Below are 21,263 nucleotides of genomic sequence, written 5' to 3'. Positions count from 1 at the left end.
GAGAACACCGTTGCGCGTCAGCCGTTCACTTACAATCAAACAGATGGCGATGGTCGCGAGCGTGTCCATGGCATTTGTATTGGTTTTTTGCACTATTTTGCTGTTTCACTTTGTGCAACAGAGTCGCTTTACCACGGCCACGCAGTTAGAAAGTATCGCGCGATCCGTTCGCGAACCGTTATCTGCGGCTATTCTGAAAGCCGATATTCCGGAAGCGGAAGCCATTTTGAGCCGTATCCAGCCTGCTGGCATCGTCAGCCGGGCGGATGTGGTATTGCCGAACCAGTTCCAGGCGCTGCGGATGCGATTTATCCCCGAGCGGCCGGTGCCGGTGACCGTCACCCGGCTGTTTGAGCTGCCGGTGCAGATTTCGTTACCTATTTATTCACTGGAGCGGCCAGCCAACCCGCAGCCGCTGGCCTATCTGGTGCTGCAGGCCGACTCCTATCGCATGTATAAGTTTGTCATGAGCGCCCTTGCTACGTTAGTGACGGCTTACTTACTTTTGGTGCTAATGCTGACGGTGGCGCTGACCTGGTGTATCAACCGGCTGATGGTGCGCCCGTTGCGGCGTATCGCCCGTGAGCTGAACGATCTCTCTCAGCAGGAGCGTCTCGGCCATCAGCTAACGCTCCCGCGCCTGCACCATGACGACGAGATCGGTATGCTGGTGCGCAGCTATAACCGCAACCAGCAGAGCCTGGTGCGCCAGCATGATGAACTGTCCATCCAGTCGACCCGCTTCCCGGTCTCCGAGCTGCCGAATAAAGCCTTTTTGCTGGCGATGCTGGAGCAGACGGTGGCCCGCCCGCAGAGCGCCGCGCTGATCGTCGTCGCCTGCGAAACCCTGCAGGACGCCGCCGGCGTCCTCAAGGAGAGCCAGCGCGAAATGCTGCTCCTGACGCTGGTGGAGAAGCTGCGGGCCGCCATTCCGCCACAAATGGTGCTGGCTCAGGTGAGCGGGTATGACTTCGCGATTCTTGCCGATGGCCTTGCCGAACCGTGGCAGGCGGTGACGTTAAGTAAGCAAGTGCTCACTATTATTAATGAGCGTTTGCCGCTGCATGGTCTGCAGCTGCGCCCCTACGCCAGCGTCGGGATCGCCATGTTCCACGCCGGGCTCAGTGCCGAACAGTTTTACCGTCGCGCGGTGTCGGCCGCCGTCACCGCACGACGTAAAGGCAAAAACCAGATCGAGTTCTTCGATCCCGAGCAGATGGAAAAGGCTCAGCGTCGCCTGATGGAAGAGCACGACATTATGACTGCCCTCGACAACCAGCAGTTCGCTATCTGGCTGCAACCGCAGGTGGCCTGCACCAGCGGCGAGATCTGCGGCGCCGAGGTGCTGCTGCGCCAGCGGCAGGCGGATGGCAGCTGGTCGCTACCGCCGTCGCTGATTGAGCGTATTGAGTCCTGCGGGCTGATTATCCCGGTCGGCTACTGGGTGATGGAAGAGGCCTGTCGCCAGCTGGCGGCCTGGCAAAGCCAGGGGATTATGCTGCCGCTGTCGGTTAATGTTTCCCTGCTCCAGCTGCTGGAACACGATCGTGGTGAGGAGATGCTGAAGCTGATCGCCCGCTACCGCATCGCCCCTGGCACCCTCATCCTCGAGGTGACGGAGAGCTGCCGGATGGACGATCCGCAGGATGTGATGGCGCGGTTGCGACCGCTGCGCGAGGCCGGGGTGCAGATTGCGCTGGATGACTTTGGCATGGGTTATGCCGGGTTGCACCAGCTGCAGCAGATGAAGGCCCTGCCGGTGGATATTCTGAAAATCGATAAGGTATTCATCGATATGCTGCCGGAGGATGTCAGCATGGTGCCGGCGATGATCCAGCTTGCGCGCGGCCTGTCGCTGCGTATCGTGGCGGAAGGCGTGGAGAGCGACGCCCAGTACCGCTGGTTGCAAACCGCTGGCGTCGAGGTGCTCCAGGGCCATCTGTTCGGTTGCGCTTTGCCGCAGGAGGCATTCAGCGCGCGCTATTTATCTCCGGTCCAGGAGGATGCAAATTTGTAAATGTTTTGTTGACTTGTGCGAGTCAGCTCAAAGATTTTAACAATCGCGTTGCACTTTCGGCGTTAGTTATTTCTGAAATGTTTCCAGGGTGTTATTTTTAAGCCACAGACGTCAAATATCCCTTCTTGCTCTGTGGTTATTCCCAAAGGACACCCTATGAAAACCTCTATCTTTAAAAGCCTCTATGTCCAGGTTCTGACGGCCATAGCGATCGGTATTCTGCTGGGCCATTTTTACCCGGAACTGGGCGCGCAAATGAAACCCCTCGGCGACGCCTTCGTTAAGCTGATTAAAATGGTGATTGCTCCGGTTATCTTCTGTACCGTCGTGACGGGGATCGCCGGGATGGAGAGTATGAAAGCCGTCGGCCGTACCGGTGCGGTGGCGCTGCTCTATTTCGAAGTGGTCAGCACCATCGCGCTGATTATCGGTCTGATTATTGTCAACGTGGTGCAGCCGGGCGCTGGCATGAACGTTGACCCGTCGACGCTCGATGCGAAAGCGGTGGCGATGTACGCTGAGCAGGCGAAAGACCAGGGGGTGGTGGCCTTTTTACTGGATGTGATCCCGGGCAGCGTCATTGGCGCCTTCGCCAGCGGCAACATTCTGCAGGTGCTGCTGTTCGCCGTCCTGTTTGGTTTTGCTCTGCACCGTCTGGGCAGCAAAGGTCAGCTGATTTTCAACGTCATTGAAAGCTTCTCGCAGGTCATCTTCGGCATCATCAATATGATCATGCGCCTGGCGCCGATCGGTGCCTTCGGGGCCATGGCCTTTACCATTGGTAAATATGGCGTCGGCACCCTGGTGCAGCTGGGGCAGCTGATTATCTGCTTCTATATCACCTGTATCCTGTTTGTGGTAGTCGTGCTGGGCAGCATCGCCCGGGCCACCGGCTTTAGCATCTTCAAATTTATCCGCTATATCCGTGAGGAGCTGCTGATTGTGCTGGGGACCTCCTCGTCAGAATCGGCGCTGCCGAGAATGCTCGACAAAATGGAGAAGCTGGGCTGCCGCAAATCGGTGGTGGGCCTGGTGATCCCGACCGGCTATTCATTCAACCTCGATGGCACCTCTATCTATCTGACGATGGCCGCGGTCTTTATTGCCCAGGCGACCAACAGCCATATGGATATTTTCCACCAGATCACCCTGCTGGTGGTGCTGCTGCTCTCCTCGAAAGGGGCGGCGGGGGTGACCGGCAGCGGCTTCATCGTGCTGGCGGCGACCATCTCCGCCGTCGGGCATTTGCCGGTGGCTGGCCTGGCGCTGATCCTCGGTATCGACCGCTTTATGTCCGAAGCCCGTGCGCTGACCAACCTGGTGGGTAACGGCGTCGCTACGGTGGTGGTGGCCAAATGGGTCAAAGAACTCGATGCCAAACAGATGGATGATGTTCTGAATAACCGTGTTCCAGCGAACAAATCGCACGAATTATCCTCTTAAATCCTCCTCTTAGGCCCGTACTCCCTTGCTGGAGTACGGGCTCCTGCGCATAATTAGAGGTCATTTCCGCCCGGCGGAAATGACACGAAATGATTATTTTGCGTTGTCATGCGACATTTTCGTCTCCGTGTGGTCTAACCGACGTATTTCACTCTCACTTTTTTCGGCAGCCCGTCAGTGGGGTGCTGTTGTAACCAGGAATGTTCATCAGGGGTTCACATGCAGGGCACAACAATTAAACTCTTAACGGGCGGTTTGCTGATGGTAGCGGCGGCCGGTTATGTGCAGGCAGAAGCGCTCCAGCCTGATCCGGCCTGGCAACAAGGGACCTTAGCGAATGGTTTGACGTGGCAGGTGCTGGCCACGCCGCAGCGTCCCAGCGACCGTATTGAAGTCCGTCTGTCCGTGAATATTGGCTCGCTGAGCGAAAGCACTCAGCAGAGCGGTTTCAGCCGCTTTATTCCCCGCCTGGCGTTGACGCAAAGCGGTAGCCTGCCAACGATGCAGGCGCGCTCTTTATGGCAGCAGAGTATTGACCCGAAGCGTCCTCTGCCGCCGGCCATCGTCTCTTACGATTACACGATGTTTAATCTCAGTCTGCCCAATAACCGCAACGATCTGCTGAAAGAGGCGCTGAGCTGGCTGGCGGACGCCAGCGGTAAGCTGACCATTACGCCTGAATCGATCAATCATGCGCTGCAGGGCAGCGACATGGTGGCGACCTGGCCGCTGGATACCAAAGAGGGCTGGTGGCGCTACCGCCTGAAAGGGTCCACCATGCTGGGCCATGATCCCGCAGCGCCGCTGAAGCAGCCGATTGACGTGGCGCACCTGAAAGACTTTTATCATAAATGGTACACCCCCGACGCCATGACGCTGATTGTGGTCGGTAACGTCGACAGCCGCAGCGTCGCCGAGCAAATCAGTAAAACCTTCGGCGATCTGAAGGGCAAGCGGGAAACACCCGCGGCGGTGCCGACCTTATCACCACTGCCTACCGTGCCGGTCAGCATCATGACCAGCGCGGTGCGTCAGGACAAACTGTCCATCATGTGGGATGCGCCCTGGCAGCCAATCCGTGATTCCGCGGCGCTGCAGCGCTACTGGCGCGACGACCTCGCCCGCGAAGCGCTGTTCTGGCACGTGCAGCAGAGCCTGAGCAAAAATAACGTGAAGGATATTGGTCTTGGCTTTGACTGCCGGGTGCTCTATCAGCGCGCGCAGTGCGCCATCAACATCGAATCGCCGGGCGAGCGTCTGAACAACAACCTGAGCGTGGTTTCGCGCGAGCTGGCGAAAGTGCGGGACAACGGCCTGCCGCAGGAGGAGTTTGACGCGCTTATTGCCCAGAAAAGCCTTGAGCTGCAGAAGCTGTTTGCCACCTATGCGCGCACGGACACCGACATTCTGATGAGCCAGCGCATGCGCTCCCTGCAGAATCAGGTGGTGGATATCGCGCCGGAGCAATACCAGAAGCTGCGGCAGGAGTTCCTCAACTCCCTGACGGTCGACATGCTGAACCAGTACCTGCGTCAGCAGCTGTCTCAGGATATGGCGCTGGTGCTGCAGCAGCCGAAAGGCGAACCGGAATATAACATGAAGGAACTGCAGGCTACGTGGGAAAAACTGATGGCGCCGAATCCGGCGGCCGCGGCGGTCAGCGGTAGCGCTGATACGGTTGACGCTCACAGCGAGGCCAGCGACATCCCGCCAGGGCAGTAACCTAACGCCTCTCCGGCGCGCCAGCGGCGGCCGGAGAGCGCTTCCTGCGGAGAATTACTGTGGCATCGCTTCCCGTGGGATGATCGCCCCACGATACTGGATCACCGTGCTGGCGGTCAGGTGTCCGCGTTTGGCGGCGGATTCAGCATCACCACCGGTCAGGCGAACGGCCAGATAACCGGCGCTGAAGGAGTCTCCGGCGGCGGTGGTATCCACCACCTTTTCTTTGGCCAGCCTGACAGCCGGTACTTCCTGTAGCGGTTGCCCGCTAACCGAGACCAGGCAGGCATCCGCCCCGCGCTTCACCACCACCTCTTCCACGCCGGCGGCATGCGTGCGGGCGATCACCTCAGCAACCGGTTTTTCCCCCCACAGCGCGTCTTCATCATCGAGGGTCAGAAACGCGATATCGGTGCAGGCGAGCATCTCCTGATAGACCTGCTGCGTCTCCGCCTGGCTGGCCCACAGGCGTGGACGATAGTTGTTGTCGAAGATCACCTTGCCGCCGTTGGCGCGGCACTCACGCAGCAGTGTGAACAGCTTGTCGCGGCTGGCCGGGCTGAGAATGGCGAGACTGATGCCGCTCAGATAGAGATAGTCGAAAGTGGCCAGCTCTTCACAAATCGCCGCCGCGCGATCGCTCTCCAGCCAGAACTTTGCCGCCGCCTCGTTGCGCCAGTAGTAGAAGGTGCGCTCGCCGGTATCATCAGTTTCAATGTAATACAGCCCCGGCAGGCGGTCGGCCATCCGCTGGATCAGATCGGTGTTGACGTTTTCCTGCTGCCAGCTGTCGAGCATCTGCTGGCTGAAGGCATCGGTTCCCAGCGCGGTGACATAGTGGACGCTCAGCGCACTGGCATCGGTCTGCCTTGCGATATAGACCGAGGTGTTTAAGGTATCGCCGCCAAAGCCGCGGTTAACGGCCCCGTTCTTCTCTGACAGCTCAATCATGCATTCGCCAATGACGGCAATTTTTTTAGACATAGCCAGAACCTGCAATGGAATCGATATGAGCGCTAGTGTGCGCTGCGCTGTTTTACTGGTCAATCATATTAAAACATCGTTCCATTATTTTTTTGACCTGACGCGCGTAATGTGACGAAAAGCGCATTTCCAGGAGAAACGCCGCTTTTTGACTATATTCAGGACTGACGTGATGCAAAAGGAGCGGAGTAGGGATGAGCAGAACCCGTAAAACGTTGGTTATCATCACAGGAACGATACTGTTGCTGATCGTTCTTTTCTTTATCGTGCTGGCCACCTTTGACTGGAACCGGCTGAAGCCGACGATCAATCAGAAAGTGTCCGCTGAGCTTAACCGCCCGTTCGCCATCCGCGGCGATCTCGGTGTGGTCTGGGAGCGGCAGCCGGACGAGCGCGGCTGGCGCAGCTGGGTTCCGTGGCCGCATGTGCACGCGGAAGATATCGTGCTGGGCAACCCGCCGGCCATTCCCCAGGTGACCATGATCCACCTGCCGCGCGTGGAGGCGACCCTCGCCCCGCTGGCGCTGCTGAGCAAAACGGTGTACCTGCCGTGGATCAAGCTGGAACAGCCCGACGTGCGGCTGATCCGCCTGGCGGAAGACAACAATAACTGGACCTTTCAGCTGGCAGGCGATCAGCGTACGTCGGGCGATAGCGCCCCCTCCAGCTGGTCCTTCCGCCTTGATAACATTCTCTTTGATCGCGGGACTATCGCCATTGATGACAAGATCACCCGCAGCGATATCACCATCCTCGTCGATCCTCTCGGCAAACCGCTGCCGTTCAGCGAAGTGACCGGAGCCGACGATCGCCATACCGCGACGAAAGTGGGTGACTATGTCTTTGGCCTGTCGCTGAAGGGCCGCTACAAGGACCAGCCGGTCACCGGCAACGGTAAAATCGGCGGTATGCTGGCCCTGCGCAGCGCAAGCACCCCTTTCCCGCTGCAGGGCGACTTCCACTCCGGCAACACGCGGGTGGCGTTCAGCGGTACGGTCAGCGACCCGCTCAACGTCGGCGGCATCGACCTGCGGCTGAAATTCGCCGGCGACTCGCTGCGCGATCTCTACGACCTGACCGGCGTGCTGCTGCCGGAGACGCCATCGTTCTCTACCGACGGCCGCTTGCGCGCCGACTTTAAGCAGAAAAACAGCATGCGCTTTGACTATCAGGATTTTAATGGTCGGATCGGCGATAGCGACATTCATGGCTCCCTGACCTACACCACCGGCAAACCGCGGCCGAAACTCAGCGGCGATATGGAGTCGAAGCAGCTGCGGCTGGCGGACCTCGGGCCGTTAATCGGCGTCGACTCTGGCAAAGGGACGAAGAAAAGTGCTTCGCGCCAGGGGAGCGACCGGCCGCAGCCGGCGGGTAAAGTGCTGCCGGCAGACCGCTTTGAAACCGATAAATGGCAGGTGATGGATGCCGATGTACGTTTTAAGGGCCGGAGAATTGAGCACGGCGGCACCCTGCCGATCAGCGATCTGTCGACCCACGTGATCCTGGAAGATGGCGACCTGCGCCTGCAGCCGGTGCGCTTTGGCCTGGCCAATGGTTCGATTGCCGGCAGCGTACACCTGCAGGGTGATAAGAAGCCGCTGCAGGGTGAGGCCAATCTGCAGGCGCGACGCCTGAAGCTGAAGGCGCTGATGCCGAACGTCGAGATGATGCAGAAAACCCTCGGCGAGATGAATGGCGATGTCCAGCTGCGCGGCAGCGGTAACTCGGTGGCAGCCCTGCTCGGCAACAGTAATGGCAATCTGAAGCTACTGATGAACGACGGCCTGATCAGTCGCAACCTGATGGAAATTCTCGGCCTTAACGTCGGCAACTACTTGATAGGCCAGATTTTTGGCGATGAGGAGGTCCGGGTGAACTGTGCGGCGGCCAATATCGACGTGACCAACGGTGTCGCCCGGCCGCAGATTTTTGCCTTTGATACGGAAAACGCGCTGATCAATGTGACCGGGACCGCCAGCTTCGCCTCCGAGCAGCTGGACCTGACCATCGATCCGGAAAGTAAAGGCTTCCGGGTGATCACGCTGCGTTCACCGCTGTATGTTCGGGGCACCTTTAAATCGCCGCAGGCGGGGGTGAAGGCCGGGCCGCTGATTGTCCGCGGTGCGGTAGCGGCCGCGCTGGCAACCCTGGTGACGCCGGCCGCCGCGCTGCTGGCGCTGGTCTCCCCGGCGGAGGGCGATAGCAACCAGTGCCGGACCATTTTGTCGCAGATGAAAAAGTAGGGGAGAGCCCTGACGCCAGCGGCGTCAGGGCGAAGGATCACAACGACTGGTGGCGGGTCTCGTGGGTCAGCAGCAGGGCGATCAGCGTCAGCGCCGCCATCGCCGCCAGATAGGTGCCGACCGCCGCCAGGCCGTAGTTGCCCTGCAGCCAGGCGGCAATGTACGGTGCGACCGAGGCGCCGAGGATCGACGACACGTTATAGGAGAATGACGCGCCGGTGTAGCGCACTTCCGTCGGGAACAGCTCCGGGAGCAGCGCGCCCATTGGGCCAAAAGTCAGTCCCATCAGGCTTAAACCCAGCAGCAGGAAGGCGAACACCAGCAGCGGGTTACCGGAGCCCAGCAGCGGTTTAAAAGCGAACAGGGCGAACAAAATAATCATCGTAGTGATGACAATCATGCTCTTACGACGACCAAAGGCGTCCGCCAGCAGGCCGGCGACAGGTACCATCACGCCAAAGCCAATCACCGCCATCATCAACATCCACAGCACTTCGTTACGCGGCAGGCCCAGGCCATTCGGCGCGGCGCCGGTACTGAAGGTCATTGAGTAGACGGTCATGATGTAGAACAGGGTATACGTTGCCAGCATGATGAAGGTGCCCAGCACCGTCACGCGGACGTGTTTGGTCAACAGAGTACCCAGCGGGATTTTGACCTGTTTTTTCGCCGCCGCTACTTTGGCGAAGACCGGCGTTTCGTGCAGCGAGACGCGAACGTACAGACCGATGATCACCAGCACGGCGGAGAAGATAAACGGCACGCGCCAGCCCCACGCCATAAACTGCTGGTCGGTCAGCAGCCAGGAGAGCAGCAGGAAGGTGCCGTTGGCGAAGAAGAAGCCGATAGGCGCGCCCAACTGCGGGAAGGAGCCGTACAGGGCCCGCTTGCGCGGCGGGGCGTTTTCCGTAGCCAGCAGCGCTGCGCCGCCCCATTCCCCTCCGAGGCCAAGGCCTTGACCGAAACGCGCCAGCGCCAGCAGCATCGGCGCGACAATGCCAATGCTTTCATAGCCGGGCAGCAGGCCGATCACCACGGTGGAGATCCCCATGGTTAACAGTGAAGCCACGAGGGTGACCTTGCGGCCGACGCGATCGCCGAAGTGGCCAAACAGCGCGGAGCCGATCGGCCGGGCGACGAAGGCGATGGCGAAGGTGGCCAGCGACTGCAGGGTGGCCGCGGCGGGATCACCCTGCGGGAAAAAGATATGCGGGAAGACGATGACCGCGGCAGTGGCATAGATGTAGAAGTCGAAAAACTCAATGGCGGTGCCAATGAGCGAGGCGACAACGACTTTGTTGCGTGAGTTGACCGGGGCGGTTTCCTGCGAGTTTTCGAGTGTGGTGGCTGTGGCTTGCATAGATCTTTCTTATTTTTGCGCGAACGAAAAGCCATATAGCCACAGCCACAGGGACATTTCAATCTGTAACAAACGCCGAGAATGGGCAAAAAACAGGCAAAAAGCGGATAATTTTTACACCAGTGAAAATAGTTCTATGAAATGCTTCACACAATTAAAAAGATAGAGGATAAAACCAGTTTTTGGTTAAATAAAAGTTAATGGGTGGATTTATCTACTGAAATAAAGCGCGAGGATGAATTTTGCCTCTTCAATTCATCCTCGCAATGCGTTAACGGTGGGTTTTGCCCGGCATCCGCCGGTCGTCTTTATACTCCGCGGTGGCGATCCACGCGGCGCAGAATAGCGTCAGGCGGGCAAAGAAATAGAAAAAGGCCATCAGCCCCAGCACCGAACCGAATGCCGCCCCTGAGGGGGATTTCACCAGTGCCGGCAGCGTCCAGGTCATGACGATTTTGATGATTTCAAAGCCAATCGCTGCGATAAGCGTGCCGCGAAACAGGGCTTTGCGCCGTGGACGATGGCGCGGCAGACGCCAGAAGATCCAGAAAAAGAGCAGATAGTTGGCAAAAATCGAGATGGCGAGGCCGATCAGCCGCCAGGCGGGTTTCAGCCATTCAATGTTGTCGAGATACAGCGCGGAGATAATCAACTGCTGGGCGGAACCGGCGACAGAGGTGATCGACAGCGTAATGATCAGCGCCACCAGCAGACCGATTAGCGAGATAAGATCGCGGAAGTATTTTATCCAGATTTTCTCCTCGTCCTGCGGTCGGCGTTCCCAGACGTCGCGCGACTGGGCGCGGATCGCTTCACGCAGATTGCCCATCCAGTTAATACCGGAATAGAGCGCGACCAGCAGGCCGACCAGACCGACGGCGGTACGCTGTTGCACCGCGGTGTTGATGGTGTTTTTCAAGGTCGCCGCCAGCGTCGGGTCGCTGACGTTTTGCAGAATTTTATCGAAAATGTCCTGCAGCAGGGTCGGGTGCCAGGCCAGCACGAAGCCGGCGGCGGCAAAGGAGACCATCAGGATCGGGATCATCGACAGGAACGAGAAGTAGGTGATGGCCGCGCCGAACTGATTGCCCAGTCGGTCATTGAAACGTTCTGCGGCGCGTAACAGATGGGCAATCACCGGGTTGCGTTGTACCCTGGCCGCCGTTCCGGTGACGGTCTTCAGCGCCTGGCTGGCTTTTTGCCCGACGGCCGTGTCATTGAGGGCCTCGAGCGTACTTTTGTTTTTCTCCGGCTGTGTGTCCGGTTCCTGTGGTGGGCGTCGATCGTCGTTTTCCGGCGTCATACGTGATTTCTTCCTTTTTTACAGCGAGATTCAGCAAAAAGTATACCTTAAATGCCGTATCTTGCAGGAACCCATCTGCCCGCCACCCGTTCACCATCCGCGTGGATCAATCGACATAATCTTTCATCAACCCGCCCAGCCACTCCATAAACAGGTGCACGCGGCGGGAGAGATTGCGCCGATGAGGGTAGATAAGCGAGACCGGCAGCGGCTCGGCGCGGTACTGGGGCAGGATCTCAATCAGGTCGCCAGCGCGTAACGCCTCGCGCACGCCGGTACGCGGTACCTGAATGATCCCCAGCCCGGCGATACAGGCCGCCTGGTAGGTTTCCGTGCTGTTGACCGTCAAAATCCCGCCGGTTTTTACCCAGCGCACCGCGCCGTCGAGCATGACCTCAAAGCCGGGGGGACGGACCCCGAGGGTGCTGGCGTAGTGGATCAGGGCATGATCCGCCAGATCCTCAAGGGATTGCGGATAGCCAAATCGCGCAAGGTAGTCCGGGCTGGCGCAGTTAATTTGCGTCAGTTTGCCCAGTGGGCGGGCGATAAGCCCCGAGTCTTTGAGCGCGCCGACGCGCACCACGCAGTCAAACCCCTCGCGGATCACGTCCACCAGCCGATCGCTGCTGCTCAGCTCCAGCTCGATGCCCGGATACTGCTGTAAAAAAGTCGGCAGATGGGGGATCACCAGTTTTTTAGCAAAACCGACCGGCATATCCACCCGCAGCCGGCCGCTGATGCTCGCCGGATCGTGCTGGAACATGCCGTCCAGTTCATCGAGGTTGCTCAGCAGATCCTTTGCCCGCTCGTAGTAGACCATCCCATCCTGGGTGAGCTGAACCCGGCGGGTGGTACGGTGCAGGAGCCGCACGCCAAGATGGCTTTCCAGGGCCTGGATCTGCCGCGAGACGCTACCTTTAGGTAGCGCAAGGGTCTCGGCGGCGCGGGAAAAACTCTCCAGATCCGCTACGCGAATGAATAACTGCATTGCATGAATTTTATCCATGCCGATCGCCTATTGTTGTTATGGATGAAACAGTAAAACGTAATGTAGCGTATTTATTGTTGCACTGGCAGTTAATAAGCTAGAACACAATCACAACGCAACCTGAAAGGGGTCTTCTGATGACACAACGTATCGCTTTAGTGACCGGCGGCAGCCGCGGTCTGGGTAAAAACGCCGCGTTGAAGCTGGCGGCGAAGGGAACCGATATTCTTCTGACTTACCACAGCAACCGCCAGGCGGCCCTCGACGTGGTAGCAGAAATAGAGCAAAAAGGGGTCAAAGCGGCAGCATTAGCGCTGAACGTCGGGGATACCTCAAGTTTTGACACTTTCGCTAGCGAGGTGGTGCAGGTGCTGGCGCAGAAGTGGGGGCGCACCACCTTTGATTATTTACTGAACAACGCCGGGATTGGCCTCAACGTGCCCTTCGCCGAGACCAGCGAAGCGCAGTTTGACGAGCTGATGAACATCCAGTTCAAAGGACCGTTTTTCCTGACCCAGCGTCTGCTGCCTCTCCTGGAGGACGGGGGGCGGATCCTCAATGTTTCCAGCGGCCTGGCGCGCTTTGCCCTGCCGGGCTATGCGGCTTACGCCGCGATGAAGGGGGCGATGGAGGTCCTGACCCGCTATCAGGCGAAAGAGCTGGGTGGGCGCGGTATTTCGGTGAATATCATCGCGCCGGGGGCCATCGAGACCGACTTTGGCGGCGGCGTGGTGCGCGATAACGCCGAGGTGAATCAGCATATCGCCGCCCAGACCGCGCTGGGGCGGGTTGGGCTGCCGGATGATATCGGCGACGCCATCGCCGCCCTGCTCAGCGATGAGCTGGCGTGGATGAACGCGCAGCGTGTGGAAGTCTCGGGCGGGATGTTCCTCTGATCCTGACTGCCCCCAGCCTGTGACCGGCGGTGCGCTACGGCGCATCGCCCTCCCCACGTAGCCGACCGAACAGCCAGTCGTTGTGCCAGCGCCCGTTCAGCCAGTAGTTTTCCCGCAGCTCCCCTTCCAGCCGGAAGCCGGCTTTGAGCAGTAACTGCTTAGACGCCTCGTTGCCGGCGGTGACGCTGGCGGTCAGGCGGCGGACGCCGCCGGTGGTAAAGGCGTAGTCGCACAGCGCGCGCAGCGATTCGTAGCCGTAGCCCCGACCCTGCGCCGACGGAGCGAAGAGAAAGCCAACCTCGGCAATGTCGCGGTGATGATGTTGGTAACCGGTCAGGCCGAGCGGGGCATGGGTGAGCCTGTCGCGCACCACCAAACACAGCCAGTGTTCGTCCCCCGGCGCCCACGGCGGCAGGCGCGAATCAAACGCCTCGCGGATGGCCGCCTGCGGCCGGGGATCGGCGACGTAGAGCATGACCTGCGGATCCTGCTGCAGGGAAAGAAAAAACGACCAGTCATCCAGCTGCAGCGGTGAGCAGCGCAGGCGCGGCGTCAGGAGTTCAGGCATAAGCGTCCTTCCGGGCGGGGCGAATCCTCTGAACATAGCAGGAGAAAGCCGCCGGGAACAGCCCGACTAGGTTGGCTCACCGTACAGGCCAATCAGTCGGCGCACCACGCCGTTGGTCCAGCCAAAGCCATCCTGCAGGGGATACTCCCCGCCGCCACCCTCATGCGGGACGCCGGTGGCAATATGGTATTTCTCAATCAGCTTGTGATGCTGCTTGTAAAAGTGGTTGACCGTCTGCAGCCAGCTCCAGGCAATCTCATCCCCCAGCGGATCCTGGCCGTAACGTTTAAATCCCTGGATCGCCATCCACTGCAGCGGCGCCCAGCCGTTAGGTTTATCCCACTGCTCACCGCTTTCATATTCGGTGGCCATGATCCCCCCGGGGGTGAGCAGGCGGGCCCGCACCGCATCGGCAAGGCGTTCTGCCTGCTCGTGAGTCGCCAGGCCGACGTAAAGGGTGACGATGCTGGCGGCGGAAAACAGCGCCAGCTGTTCGCGGCGCCAGTCATAATCGCGGAAACAGCCATTCTCATCGTCCCACAGATAGCGGTTGACCGCCGCCCGCCGATCCTGGGCCTTCTGGCGGAAGGCCGCCTCTGTCTCGCGATCGCCCTTCAGGCCGGAGAGGTTGGCGATGGTCGTCTCCAGCTTGAACAGGAAGGCGTTCAGGTCGATGGGGATAAACTGCGTCGTGCGGATACTGGCCAGCCGCGTGATATCCCGCAGCCAGCGGCTGGAGTAGTCCCAGCCGGACGCGGCGCCCGCCCGCAGGTCGCGGTACACTTCATTGGCGGGCCGCCCGGAGTGTCGGGCGGTCTCCACGTCCTCGCGCCAGGACTCATCCCGCGGCGTGTCCCGGTCGTCCCAGTAGCGATTGAGCAGGGAGCCATCCGGCATGCGCACCACGTGGCGATACGCCTGGTGCGGGATCAACGACTCGGCGCCGTCCATCCAGAAGGCGTGCTCCATCTTCAGATGGTCCAGATAGCGCTTCGCGCCGCGCACGCCGTCCTCTTCAAAGAGTTCGACCATCAGGGCAAATACCGGCGGCTGCGAACGGCTGAGGTAGTAGGTACGGTTGCCGTTCGGAATGTGGCCGTAGGTTTCAATCAGCCAGGCAAAGTTATCGGCCATGCATTTCAGCAGATCTTCCCGGCCGCTCTCCGCCAGCCCCAGCATGGTGAAATAAGAGTCCCAGTAATAGGTTTCGCTAAACCGACCGCCGGGCACAATATAGGCCTGCGGCAGCGCCAGCAGTGAAGACCAGGGGATATGATCCTGAGGCTCGCGGGTCAGCACCGGCCACAGCTTATCGATGTGCTCTTTCAGCGTCAGGCTGGGGTCCGAGGTGTAGACGTCGGTCTGGTTCTCCGGCAGCCAGAAGTTGTCTTCAACGAACTGGCGCAGGTCGAAGTCGGGTTGACGTTTGACCTTCCGGTAGTGCCGCAGGATGTCCAGCGGATCGTGTTTCGGCGCGCAGTCGGGGAAGGTTTTGCTGTCGGCAAAGATGCGTGATTTCTGCACGTTGGTAAACAGCTCAAGATAGCGATCCGCCGGGGTAAGGGCATCGGACGCCGGAAGCCCCTCGATCACCTCAGGCTCCGGTTCAGCGTCAATCATTTCATCCAGCTTTAATTCGTACGGATCGGCTTCGTAGCAGGGATCGATGTCGATCCTTAACTCGTCGTCTTCAACGTGGCGTAATTTCTGGCTGAACATAGCGATACGGACCTCCGGATAGCGTGAGTTCGGGGCCGGGCATACCCGGCCTTGTCTATTAAGCGTAGACAGTCGCTTCGGTGAGTGTGAAGTAAACTGTGCGTTAGATCACGCTTTCCCGCCGAGAAGAAAAGCCGTTATCTTAAAGTAACGAATTGATAAATAACTAAAAGTTATCTATTCGGGCACAGATGAAATTCGGAGCATTCATTATGCAACAAAATTTTATCCCGGCGCGCTCACTCCCACGCCGCCTCCAGCATCTCCAGCAGCTGTTCGCTGCTCAGACTGACCGGGTTGGCCTTCATCGATGAGGAGGTGCTGGCGGCCAGCGCCGCCGGTTCCAGCGCATCGCGCGCCACGCCGAGGTCGCGCAGGGTGCCAAGACCGGCGCGATGGCTCCATTCCCGCAGACTGTCCCAGACCTGTTCCACAGGGACGTCCAGCCCGTCGGCCAGCCAGCGGCGAACGTCGTTGAAGCGCTGGCGCAGGGCAGGGTCGCTTATCTGCGACTCATTGAGCGCCAGCCCAAACGGCAGCAGGCTGCCGCATAAGGCGCCGTGCGAGGCGCGGCTCAGGCCGCCCAGCGGGCCGGCGAGGCCGTGGATCACCCCCAGCCCGGCGTTCGCCAGCGCCAGTCCGCCACACAGGCTGACCCATGCCATCTCGTCGCGGCTGGCCGGACACTCTTTTTCCATCAGGATCTTTAGCGCGCGGATGCCCCGCGGGATCGCCTGCTGGCAGAGGGCATCGGTGAAGGGAGTGGCCCGGCTGCAGAGCCAGGGCTCGATCACCTGGGTCAGGGCATCGAGGCCGGAGCTCAGGGTGATGCTCCGCGGCGCGTTGTCGGTCAGCGCCGGGTCGACAATCGCCAGGTCAGGCAGCATTCGGTCGTCGCGCAGGCTCACTTTTCGCTGTTGTTCCGGGACGTTGATCACCGCATTTTTGGTGACTTCCGCGCCCGTCCCGGCTGTGGTCGGGATCGCCACGAACGGCAGCGGACTGGCTTCCAGCTGACGACCCGTTCCCACCACCTCCAGATAGTCGACCAGCGGGCCGGCGGCGGGCACCAGCGCCGCAATCGCCTTACCGGCGTCAATCACCGCGCCGCCGCCGAGGCTGACCACTGCCCGGACGCCTTTCTCGCGCGCCAGCTGGACGCCCTGCTCGATATCGCTAAGCCAGGGTTCGCGGCTTATCGCCAGCGTCGTGACCGCCAGCTGCAGCGCCTCCAGCTGATGGAGCAGAAACGCCGCCCGCTGCGGGCTGGCGCCATGCACCAGCAGAATGGGGCCGCCCTGCTGCGCCAGCCAGGGGGCAGCGCTCAGGGCCTGACCACGGCCAAAACGAATATTTGCGGGCATCAAAACGGTAAAAGGGGTCAACATGTCGGGTTCCTTTTCGGCAAACAGGCTGGAATCAACTATACACATTATCCACTACTCTGCCTTGTTGCTGGCTGGCAAGGCTGACAATAGAGTAGAGTGAAAGATCTCTCTTTTATGGCTGAGGAATCGCTGACAATGCTAACAATTCTGGGCAAACGCTCTTCAATCAATGTACGGAAAGTGTTGTGGACCTGCGAGGAAGCCGGGCTGGCGTACCAGCAGGAGGATTACGGCAGCGGATTTAAGCCTCTGGATACGCCTGAGTTTCAGCGCCTGAATCCTAACAGCCTGGTGCCGGTGCTGCTGGACGGCGACTTTGTGCTCTGGGAGTCGAACAGTATCTGCCGCTATCTGGCGCGGAAAGCGGAGCGCTGGGATCTGCTGCCCACCGAGCCACAGCCCGCCGCCGAGGTGGAGCACTGGATGGACTGGCAGGCGACCGAGTTTAACACTGCCTGGCGCCATGCCTTTATGGGTCTGGTGCGCAAAGATCCGCGCTTTCAGGATCCGGCGGCAATTAAAGAGAGTATTGCCACCTGGACCCAGTGCGTGCGCATTGTCGAAGCACAACTGCAGCGTACCGGGGCGTGGATAGCCGGCGAGCGCTTCACCCTCGCCGATATCGTGCTGGGGCTGTCGGTGCATCGCTGGAAGATGACCCCTTTTGCCCATCCGGAGATGCCGGCCGTGGAGCGCTGGTATATGGCGCTCAATCAGCGCCCGGCGTTTATGCGCCATGGCAATAACGGCGTGGCCTGAGCATAAAAAAAGAAGCCCCTGGGGCTTCTTTTTATCATCCGGCGACCGCGTCTTAGCGCATGGTGACGAACTCTTCTGCCGCTGTCGGGTGAATGGCGACGGTGTTGTCGAAGTCTTTTTTGGTGGCGCCCATCTTCAGGGCCACCGCAAAGCCCTGCAGCATCTCATCCATCCCGAAGCCGATGCCGTGGATCCCGACAATCTTCTCTTCCGGGCCGACGCACACCAGCTTCATGCGGCACGGCTGGCGGTGAGAGGTGACGGCGGTGTACATCGCGGTGAAAGAAGATTTGTAGACCTTCACGGCGTCGTCGCCGTACTGCTCGCGCGCCTGCGGCTCGGTTAAACCGACGGTGCCGATAGGCGGGTGGCTGAAGACCACGGTCGGGATGTTGCTGTAGTCCAGGTGCTCTTCCGGCTTGTTGTTAAACAGGCGCTCGGAGAGGCGACGGCCTGCGGCAACCGCTACCGGAGTCAGCTCGACGGCGCCGGTATTATCGCCCACCGCGTAGATGCCCGGCACGTTGGTGTTCTGGAATTTATCAACGATGATGTAGCCTTTATCGTTGGTTTTCACGCCGGTAGCCGCCAGATTGAAGTTATCGGTCGCCGGTTCGCGGCCAATCGCCCAAATCAGGCAATCTATGGTCTGGCTGCCGCCATCTTCCAGCTCCAGCGTCAGGCTGCCGTCGGCATTCTTCACCACCGCTTTCGGGATGGCGTTGGTATGCAGCTGCGGGCCTTCGGCGTTCATCACTTCCACCAGCGTCTCCACGATCAGCGGATCGAAGCTGCGCAGCGGCGCGTGTTTACGCACGAACAGGTGGGTTTCGGCGCCGAGGCCGTTAATCACCCCCGCCAGCTCAACGGCGATATAGCCAGCGCCGACCACCGCCACGCGCTTCGGTAGCGCCGGCAGTTCAAAGAAACCGTCGGAATCAATACCGTATTCGACGCCCGGAATATTCGGGTGGCTTGGACGGCCGCCGGTGGCGATCAGGATATGGTCAGCGGTGATCGTCTCGCCGTTCACTTCCACGGTGTGGGCATCGATAAAGCGCGCGAAGCCTTTGATCACGTCGACGTTGTTCTTACCCAGCACGTTGTCGTAGGAGGTATGGATGCGGTCGATGTAGGCGCTACGGCTGGCGACCAGCTTCTCCCAGTCGAAATGGTTGATGGTGGTATCGAAACCGTAGTCCGGGCCGTAAAGATGAATCGCTTCGCGGATCTGCGCCGCATGCCACATTACTTTTTTCGGCACGCAGCCGACGTTGACGCAGGTGCCGCCCAGTTCTTTGGCTTCAATCAGCGCGCACTTCTGGCCGTACATGGCCGCGCGGTTAATCGAGGCGATACCGCCGCTACCGCCGCCGATGGCGAGGTAATCATAATGTTTGCTCATGCCCATATGTCCTTAATCGTTGATTGCCGCGATTGTAGCGCGAGGCTTAAAAGGTTCCACCGATGGTTGCGATTACTCCGGTACGATCCAACTGACGGTGGCGTGGCCGGTGCCGGCCGGAACCAGCTTGCTGTGCAGCCACGGCAGCACATTGTTCATCTGCTGCTCCAGCTTCCACGGCGGGTTGATGACGATCATCCCGGAGGCGGTCATGCCGCGCTGGTCGCTGTCCGGACGCACCGCCAGCTCGATTTGCAGAATTTTGCGAATGCCGGTGGCTTCTAACTCTTTGATCATGCGTTTGATCTGTGCGCGCAGCACTACCGGATACCACAGGGCGTAGGTGCCGGTGGCGAAGCGTTTGTAGCCTTCGTGGATCCCGGTCACCACCGCCTGATAGTCGGTTTTAATTTCATACGGCGGGTCGATCAGAATCAGACCACGGCGTGAAACCGGCGGCAGTTTGGCTTTCAGCTGCTGGTAGCCATCGGCTTTATCGACGCGCGCGCGGCTGTCTTTCTGGAACTCGGCGCGCAGCAGCGGGAAGTCGCTCGGGTGCAGCTCGGTCATCTGCAGGCTGTCCTGCTCGCGCAGCAGCTGGCGGGCGATCAGCGGAGAGCCCGGGTAGTAGCGCAGCTGGCCATTACGGTTGAAGTGTTCGACCACGGAAATATACGGCTCCAGCTCTGCCGGCAGGTCGTCCTGCTGCCAGATGCGGGCGATGCCTTCGAGATACTCGCCGGTACGCTCGGCGTGCTCGCCGCTCAGCTGATAGCGGCCCGCGCCAGCGTGGGTGTCCAGGTAGAGAAACGGTTTTTCTTTCTCTTTCAGCGCTTCGATGATCAGGCTCTGAACAGTGTGTTTGAGGACGTCGGCGTGGTTGCCTGCGTGAAAGCTGTGGCGATAACTGAGCATGGATACAGAGATTCCGGGAAGTAAACAAGTTAACCGATAGTTTACCGCAGATCGGCCGAGATTACCGCTGCGCCGCCGTGCTGTTTCATTTGTGCCAAAAGCGTTGCAAAACATAACGCTGTCATAAAAACGTCAAACGGCCGCGCTAGCGTCGGGTACAGGCAAGGTAATTATTTGAATAAAAGGAAAAATAATGAAAAGGCAACTCTCACTGCTGGCCGTCGCGCTGCTGCTGGCGCAACCGGTTCTGGCCAAAGACATCCCGCTGGACAGGGCGGCGGCCCTCGCCAATAGCGTGACGCCGGCTGCCTCCAGCCAGGCGTATGACGATCTTGAGCAACAGGCGCTGACGCAGCTACGTCACGCTCTGCAGGGGGATGCCGCCACGCTGACCCGCGATCGGCTGGCGCACACGAAACAAAATAAAACCCAGGCCGATACCGCCTGGCTGAAGGCCAGCGGCTATGACTTCCAGACCCGGGCCAACCAGCAGGCGGGTATTGCGCTGTTGTCGGCGTTCAGCACCCTGCCGGAGACCGTCGTGAAGCAGAATCTGGCGACGGTGACCGCCATCAATCGCGATGCCGTGCAGACGACACGCCGTCAGGCGCTGGCCGATGCGGAAGGGATTAGCTACCTCTACTTCCTCAGCGATGCGCTGGGGCCGCGGCTTGGCAAAGCGTTTCTGGCCGCCTATGACCAGGGCGCGCTGGGGAAGGCGGCAGCATTGATCAAAGCCTCGGAAGTCAGCACCGGTGAGGCGAAAAAGCACTTCAACAATCCGCGGCCGTTTCTGGTTCAGGGCAACACCATTCACCTGGTGCCTGACGATGTGGTGGTGAAGGATAATCAGCCCTACACCGCCGACGGCGGCTCGTTCCCCAGCGGCCACACCAACACCGGCTATACCGATGCGCTGCTGCTGGCGGCGATGATCCCGGAGCGCTACGACGCGCTGGTAACCCGCGGCGCCCGCTATGGCTACTCGCGCATCGTGCTGGGCGTCCACTATCCGCTGGACGTGATCGGCTCGCGGATGGTGGCCGAGCGCAACGTGGCCCATTATCTTAACGATCCGCACTACCGGGTATTATTTAACGAAGCCCGCGATCAGCTGCGCGCCGCGCTGGCGAAAGCCTGCGGCACATCGCTTGCTGAGTGCGCGAAGAGCAGCGTGAAAGACGATCCCTGGCGCGATCCGGCGATGCGTGATTTCTCTCGTTTCACCATGACCTACGATCTGCCGCAGCAGAAGGGGCCGCAGCCGCGTCTGCAGGTGCCTGAGGGGGCGGAAGTGTTACTGGAGGCTGCCCTGCCGCAGCTGTCAGCGGCCCAGCGTCGGGCGTTGATGGTCAACACCGCGCTGCCGGCGGGTTACCCCCTTTCCGGCGCCACCCCCGAACAACAATTCTGGCAGCGGTTGAATCTGTCGGCGGCCTGGGAGATGGCGCAAAAAAGGCATTAATGCGGTTTCCGGCACGCTGCACCGCGTGTCGGCCTTTTCCCGCAACGGGCGGACTTATCGCAGCAATACCCAGGATGACGCACCG

The 21,263-nt window shown here is 59.9% G+C and carries 16 protein-coding genes; 7 read left to right on the top strand and 9 right to left on the bottom strand.

The window, feature by feature from the left end:
- Positions 1–10 precede the first annotated feature (10 nt).
- From hmsP to CWM57_RS19165, 3 genes are all read left to right on the top strand, one after another.
- Entirely contained in the window at positions 11–2,017 is a 2,007-nt protein-coding gene (gene hmsP / locus CWM57_RS19180) for a biofilm formation regulator HmsP (RefSeq protein ID WP_206052724.1), read from the top strand.
- Between the two features lie 156 nt (positions 2,018–2,173).
- Positions 2,174–3,460 (top strand): dicarboxylate/amino acid:cation symporter, encoded by a 1,287-nt coding sequence (locus CWM57_RS19170; protein ID WP_061153027.1) that lies wholly within the window; start codon positions 2,174–2,176, stop codon positions 3,458–3,460.
- Between the two features lie 219 nt (positions 3,461–3,679).
- Positions 3,680–5,182 (top strand): M16 family metallopeptidase, encoded by a 1,503-nt coding sequence (locus tag CWM57_RS19165; protein ID WP_061153028.1) that lies wholly within the window; start codon positions 3,680–3,682, stop codon positions 5,180–5,182.
- Positions 5,183–5,236: 54 nt separating this feature from the next.
- On the opposite strand, the gene CWM57_RS19160 is transcribed toward CWM57_RS19165, so the two are convergent.
- Positions 5,237–6,166, bottom strand: coding sequence for a sugar kinase (locus CWM57_RS19160; protein ID WP_012967094.1), 930 nt, complete (start codon positions 6,164–6,166; stop codon positions 5,237–5,239).
- A gap of 194 nt (positions 6,167–6,360) precedes the next feature.
- Between CWM57_RS19160 and CWM57_RS19155 the strand changes: the two genes are divergently transcribed.
- Positions 6,361–8,412: an AsmA family protein gene (locus tag CWM57_RS19155; RefSeq protein WP_100631006.1), complete on the top strand. Its 2,052-nt coding sequence runs from the start codon at positions 6,361–6,363 to the stop codon at positions 8,410–8,412.
- 37 nt (positions 8,413–8,449) lie between these two features.
- Here CWM57_RS19155 and CWM57_RS19150 read toward each other — a convergent pair whose 3' ends face one another.
- The 3 genes from CWM57_RS19150 to CWM57_RS19140 form a co-directional block, all read right to left on the bottom strand.
- The gene (locus CWM57_RS19150) at positions 8,450–9,772 is read right to left on the bottom strand and encodes an MFS transporter (protein ID WP_100676313.1); all 1,323 of its coding nucleotides are present in this window, start codon (positions 9,770–9,772) and stop codon (positions 8,450–8,452) included.
- Positions 9,773–10,043: 271 nt separating this feature from the next.
- Positions 10,044–11,075: an inner membrane protein YhjD gene (yhjD, locus tag CWM57_RS19145; protein ID WP_074387003.1), complete on the bottom strand. Its 1,032-nt coding sequence runs from the start codon at positions 11,073–11,075 to the stop codon at positions 10,044–10,046.
- 106 nt (positions 11,076–11,181) lie between these two features.
- The gene (locus CWM57_RS19140) at positions 11,182–12,081 is read right to left on the bottom strand and encodes a LysR family transcriptional regulator (RefSeq protein ID WP_100631008.1); all 900 of its coding nucleotides are present in this window, start codon (positions 12,079–12,081) and stop codon (positions 11,182–11,184) included.
- Positions 12,082–12,200: 119 nt separating this feature from the next.
- Here CWM57_RS19140 and CWM57_RS19135 point away from each other — a divergent pair, with 119 nt between their 5' ends.
- Positions 12,201–12,959 (top strand): SDR family NAD(P)-dependent oxidoreductase, encoded by a 759-nt coding sequence (locus CWM57_RS19135; protein WP_100676312.1) that lies wholly within the window; start codon positions 12,201–12,203, stop codon positions 12,957–12,959.
- A 34-nt stretch (positions 12,960–12,993) separates the two neighbouring features.
- Here the strand turns inward: CWM57_RS19135 and CWM57_RS19130 are convergent, their stop codons facing one another.
- The 3 genes from CWM57_RS19130 to CWM57_RS19120 form a co-directional block, all read right to left on the bottom strand.
- A complete protein-coding gene (locus CWM57_RS19130; protein ID WP_074387006.1) occupies positions 12,994–13,527 on the bottom strand; it encodes a GNAT family N-acetyltransferase in 534 nt (177 codons plus the stop codon).
- 66 nt (positions 13,528–13,593) lie between these two features.
- Positions 13,594–15,246, bottom strand: coding sequence for an alpha,alpha-trehalase (locus CWM57_RS19125; protein ID WP_032740305.1), 1,653 nt, complete (start codon positions 15,244–15,246; stop codon positions 13,594–13,596).
- A 239-nt stretch (positions 15,247–15,485) separates the two neighbouring features.
- Positions 15,486–16,634, bottom strand: a complete 1,149-nt coding sequence (locus CWM57_RS19120) for an iron-containing alcohol dehydrogenase (protein ID WP_074387007.1) — start codon at positions 16,632–16,634, stop codon at positions 15,486–15,488.
- A gap of 135 nt (positions 16,635–16,769) precedes the next feature.
- Between CWM57_RS19120 and CWM57_RS19115 the strand changes: the two genes are divergently transcribed.
- Positions 16,770–17,393 (top strand): glutathione S-transferase family protein, encoded by a 624-nt coding sequence (locus tag CWM57_RS19115; protein WP_074387008.1) that lies wholly within the window; start codon positions 16,770–16,772, stop codon positions 17,391–17,393.
- A gap of 52 nt (positions 17,394–17,445) precedes the next feature.
- Here CWM57_RS19115 and gorA read toward each other — a convergent pair whose 3' ends face one another.
- A complete protein-coding gene (gorA, locus tag CWM57_RS19110) occupies positions 17,446–18,798 on the bottom strand; it encodes a glutathione-disulfide reductase (RefSeq protein WP_074387009.1) in 1,353 nt (450 codons plus the stop codon).
- Positions 18,799–18,870: 72 nt separating this feature from the next.
- On the bottom strand, positions 18,871–19,713 hold the full coding sequence (locus tag CWM57_RS19105; protein ID WP_008806933.1) for a 23S rRNA (adenine(2030)-N(6))-methyltransferase RlmJ: 843 nt from the start codon (positions 19,711–19,713) through the stop codon (positions 18,871–18,873).
- 193 nt (positions 19,714–19,906) lie between these two features.
- Here CWM57_RS19105 and CWM57_RS19100 point away from each other — a divergent pair, with 193 nt between their 5' ends.
- The gene (locus tag CWM57_RS19100) at positions 19,907–21,178 is read left to right on the top strand and encodes an acid phosphatase (RefSeq protein ID WP_061153041.1); all 1,272 of its coding nucleotides are present in this window, start codon (positions 19,907–19,909) and stop codon (positions 21,176–21,178) included.
- The last annotated feature ends 85 nt before the right edge of the window (positions 21,179–21,263 follow it).

It is taken from the genome of Klebsiella sp. G-Nf4 (assembly GCF_002810615.1).
Taxonomy (GTDB): Bacteria; Pseudomonadota; Gammaproteobacteria; order Enterobacterales; family Enterobacteriaceae; genus Klebsiella; species Klebsiella variicola.
Note: the sequence above shows the minus strand (reverse complement) of the source record. Positions and strands in the feature narration are given on the sequence as shown.

What these genes read in the sequence shown, in the direction of transcription:
- CWM57_RS19170 (WP_061153027.1), top strand. Translation starts at nt 2,174, where the DNA reads ATGAAAACCTCTATCTTTAAAAGCCTCTATGTCCAGGTTCTGACGGCC.
- CWM57_RS19165 (WP_061153028.1), top strand. Translation starts at nt 3,680, where the DNA reads ATGCAGGGCACAACAATTAAACTCTTAACGGGCGGTTTGCTGATGGTA.
- CWM57_RS19160 (WP_012967094.1), bottom strand. Translation starts at nt 6,166, where the DNA reads ATGTCTAAAAAAATTGCCGTCATTGGCGAATGCATGATTGAGCTGTCA.
- CWM57_RS19155 (WP_100631006.1), top strand. Translation starts at nt 6,361, where the DNA reads ATGAGCAGAACCCGTAAAACGTTGGTTATCATCACAGGAACGATACTG.
- CWM57_RS19150 (WP_100676313.1), bottom strand. Translation starts at nt 9,772, where the DNA reads ATGCAAGCCACAGCCACCACACTCGAAAACTCGCAGGAAACCGCCCCG.
- yhjD (WP_074387003.1), bottom strand. Translation starts at nt 11,075, where the DNA reads ATGACGCCGGAAAACGACGATCGACGCCCACCACAGGAACCGGACACA.
- CWM57_RS19140 (WP_100631008.1), bottom strand. Translation starts at nt 12,081, where the DNA reads ATGGATAAAATTCATGCAATGCAGTTATTCATTCGCGTAGCGGATCTG.
- CWM57_RS19135 (WP_100676312.1), top strand. Translation starts at nt 12,201, where the DNA reads ATGACACAACGTATCGCTTTAGTGACCGGCGGCAGCCGCGGTCTGGGT.
- CWM57_RS19130 (WP_074387006.1), bottom strand. Translation starts at nt 13,527, where the DNA reads ATGCCTGAACTCCTGACGCCGCGCCTGCGCTGCTCACCGCTGCAGCTG.
- CWM57_RS19125 (WP_032740305.1), bottom strand. Translation starts at nt 15,246, where the DNA reads ATGTTCAGCCAGAAATTACGCCACGTTGAAGACGACGAGTTAAGGATC.
- CWM57_RS19120 (WP_074387007.1), bottom strand. Translation starts at nt 16,634, where the DNA reads ATGTTGACCCCTTTTACCGTTTTGATGCCCGCAAATATTCGTTTTGGC.
- CWM57_RS19115 (WP_074387008.1), top strand. Translation starts at nt 16,770, where the DNA reads ATGCTAACAATTCTGGGCAAACGCTCTTCAATCAATGTACGGAAAGTG.
- gorA (WP_074387009.1), bottom strand. Translation starts at nt 18,798, where the DNA reads ATGAGCAAACATTATGATTACCTCGCCATCGGCGGCGGTAGCGGCGGT.
- CWM57_RS19105 (WP_008806933.1), bottom strand. Translation starts at nt 19,713, where the DNA reads ATGCTCAGTTATCGCCACAGCTTTCACGCAGGCAACCACGCCGACGTC.
- CWM57_RS19100 (WP_061153041.1), top strand. Translation starts at nt 19,907, where the DNA reads ATGAAAAGGCAACTCTCACTGCTGGCCGTCGCGCTGCTGCTGGCGCAA.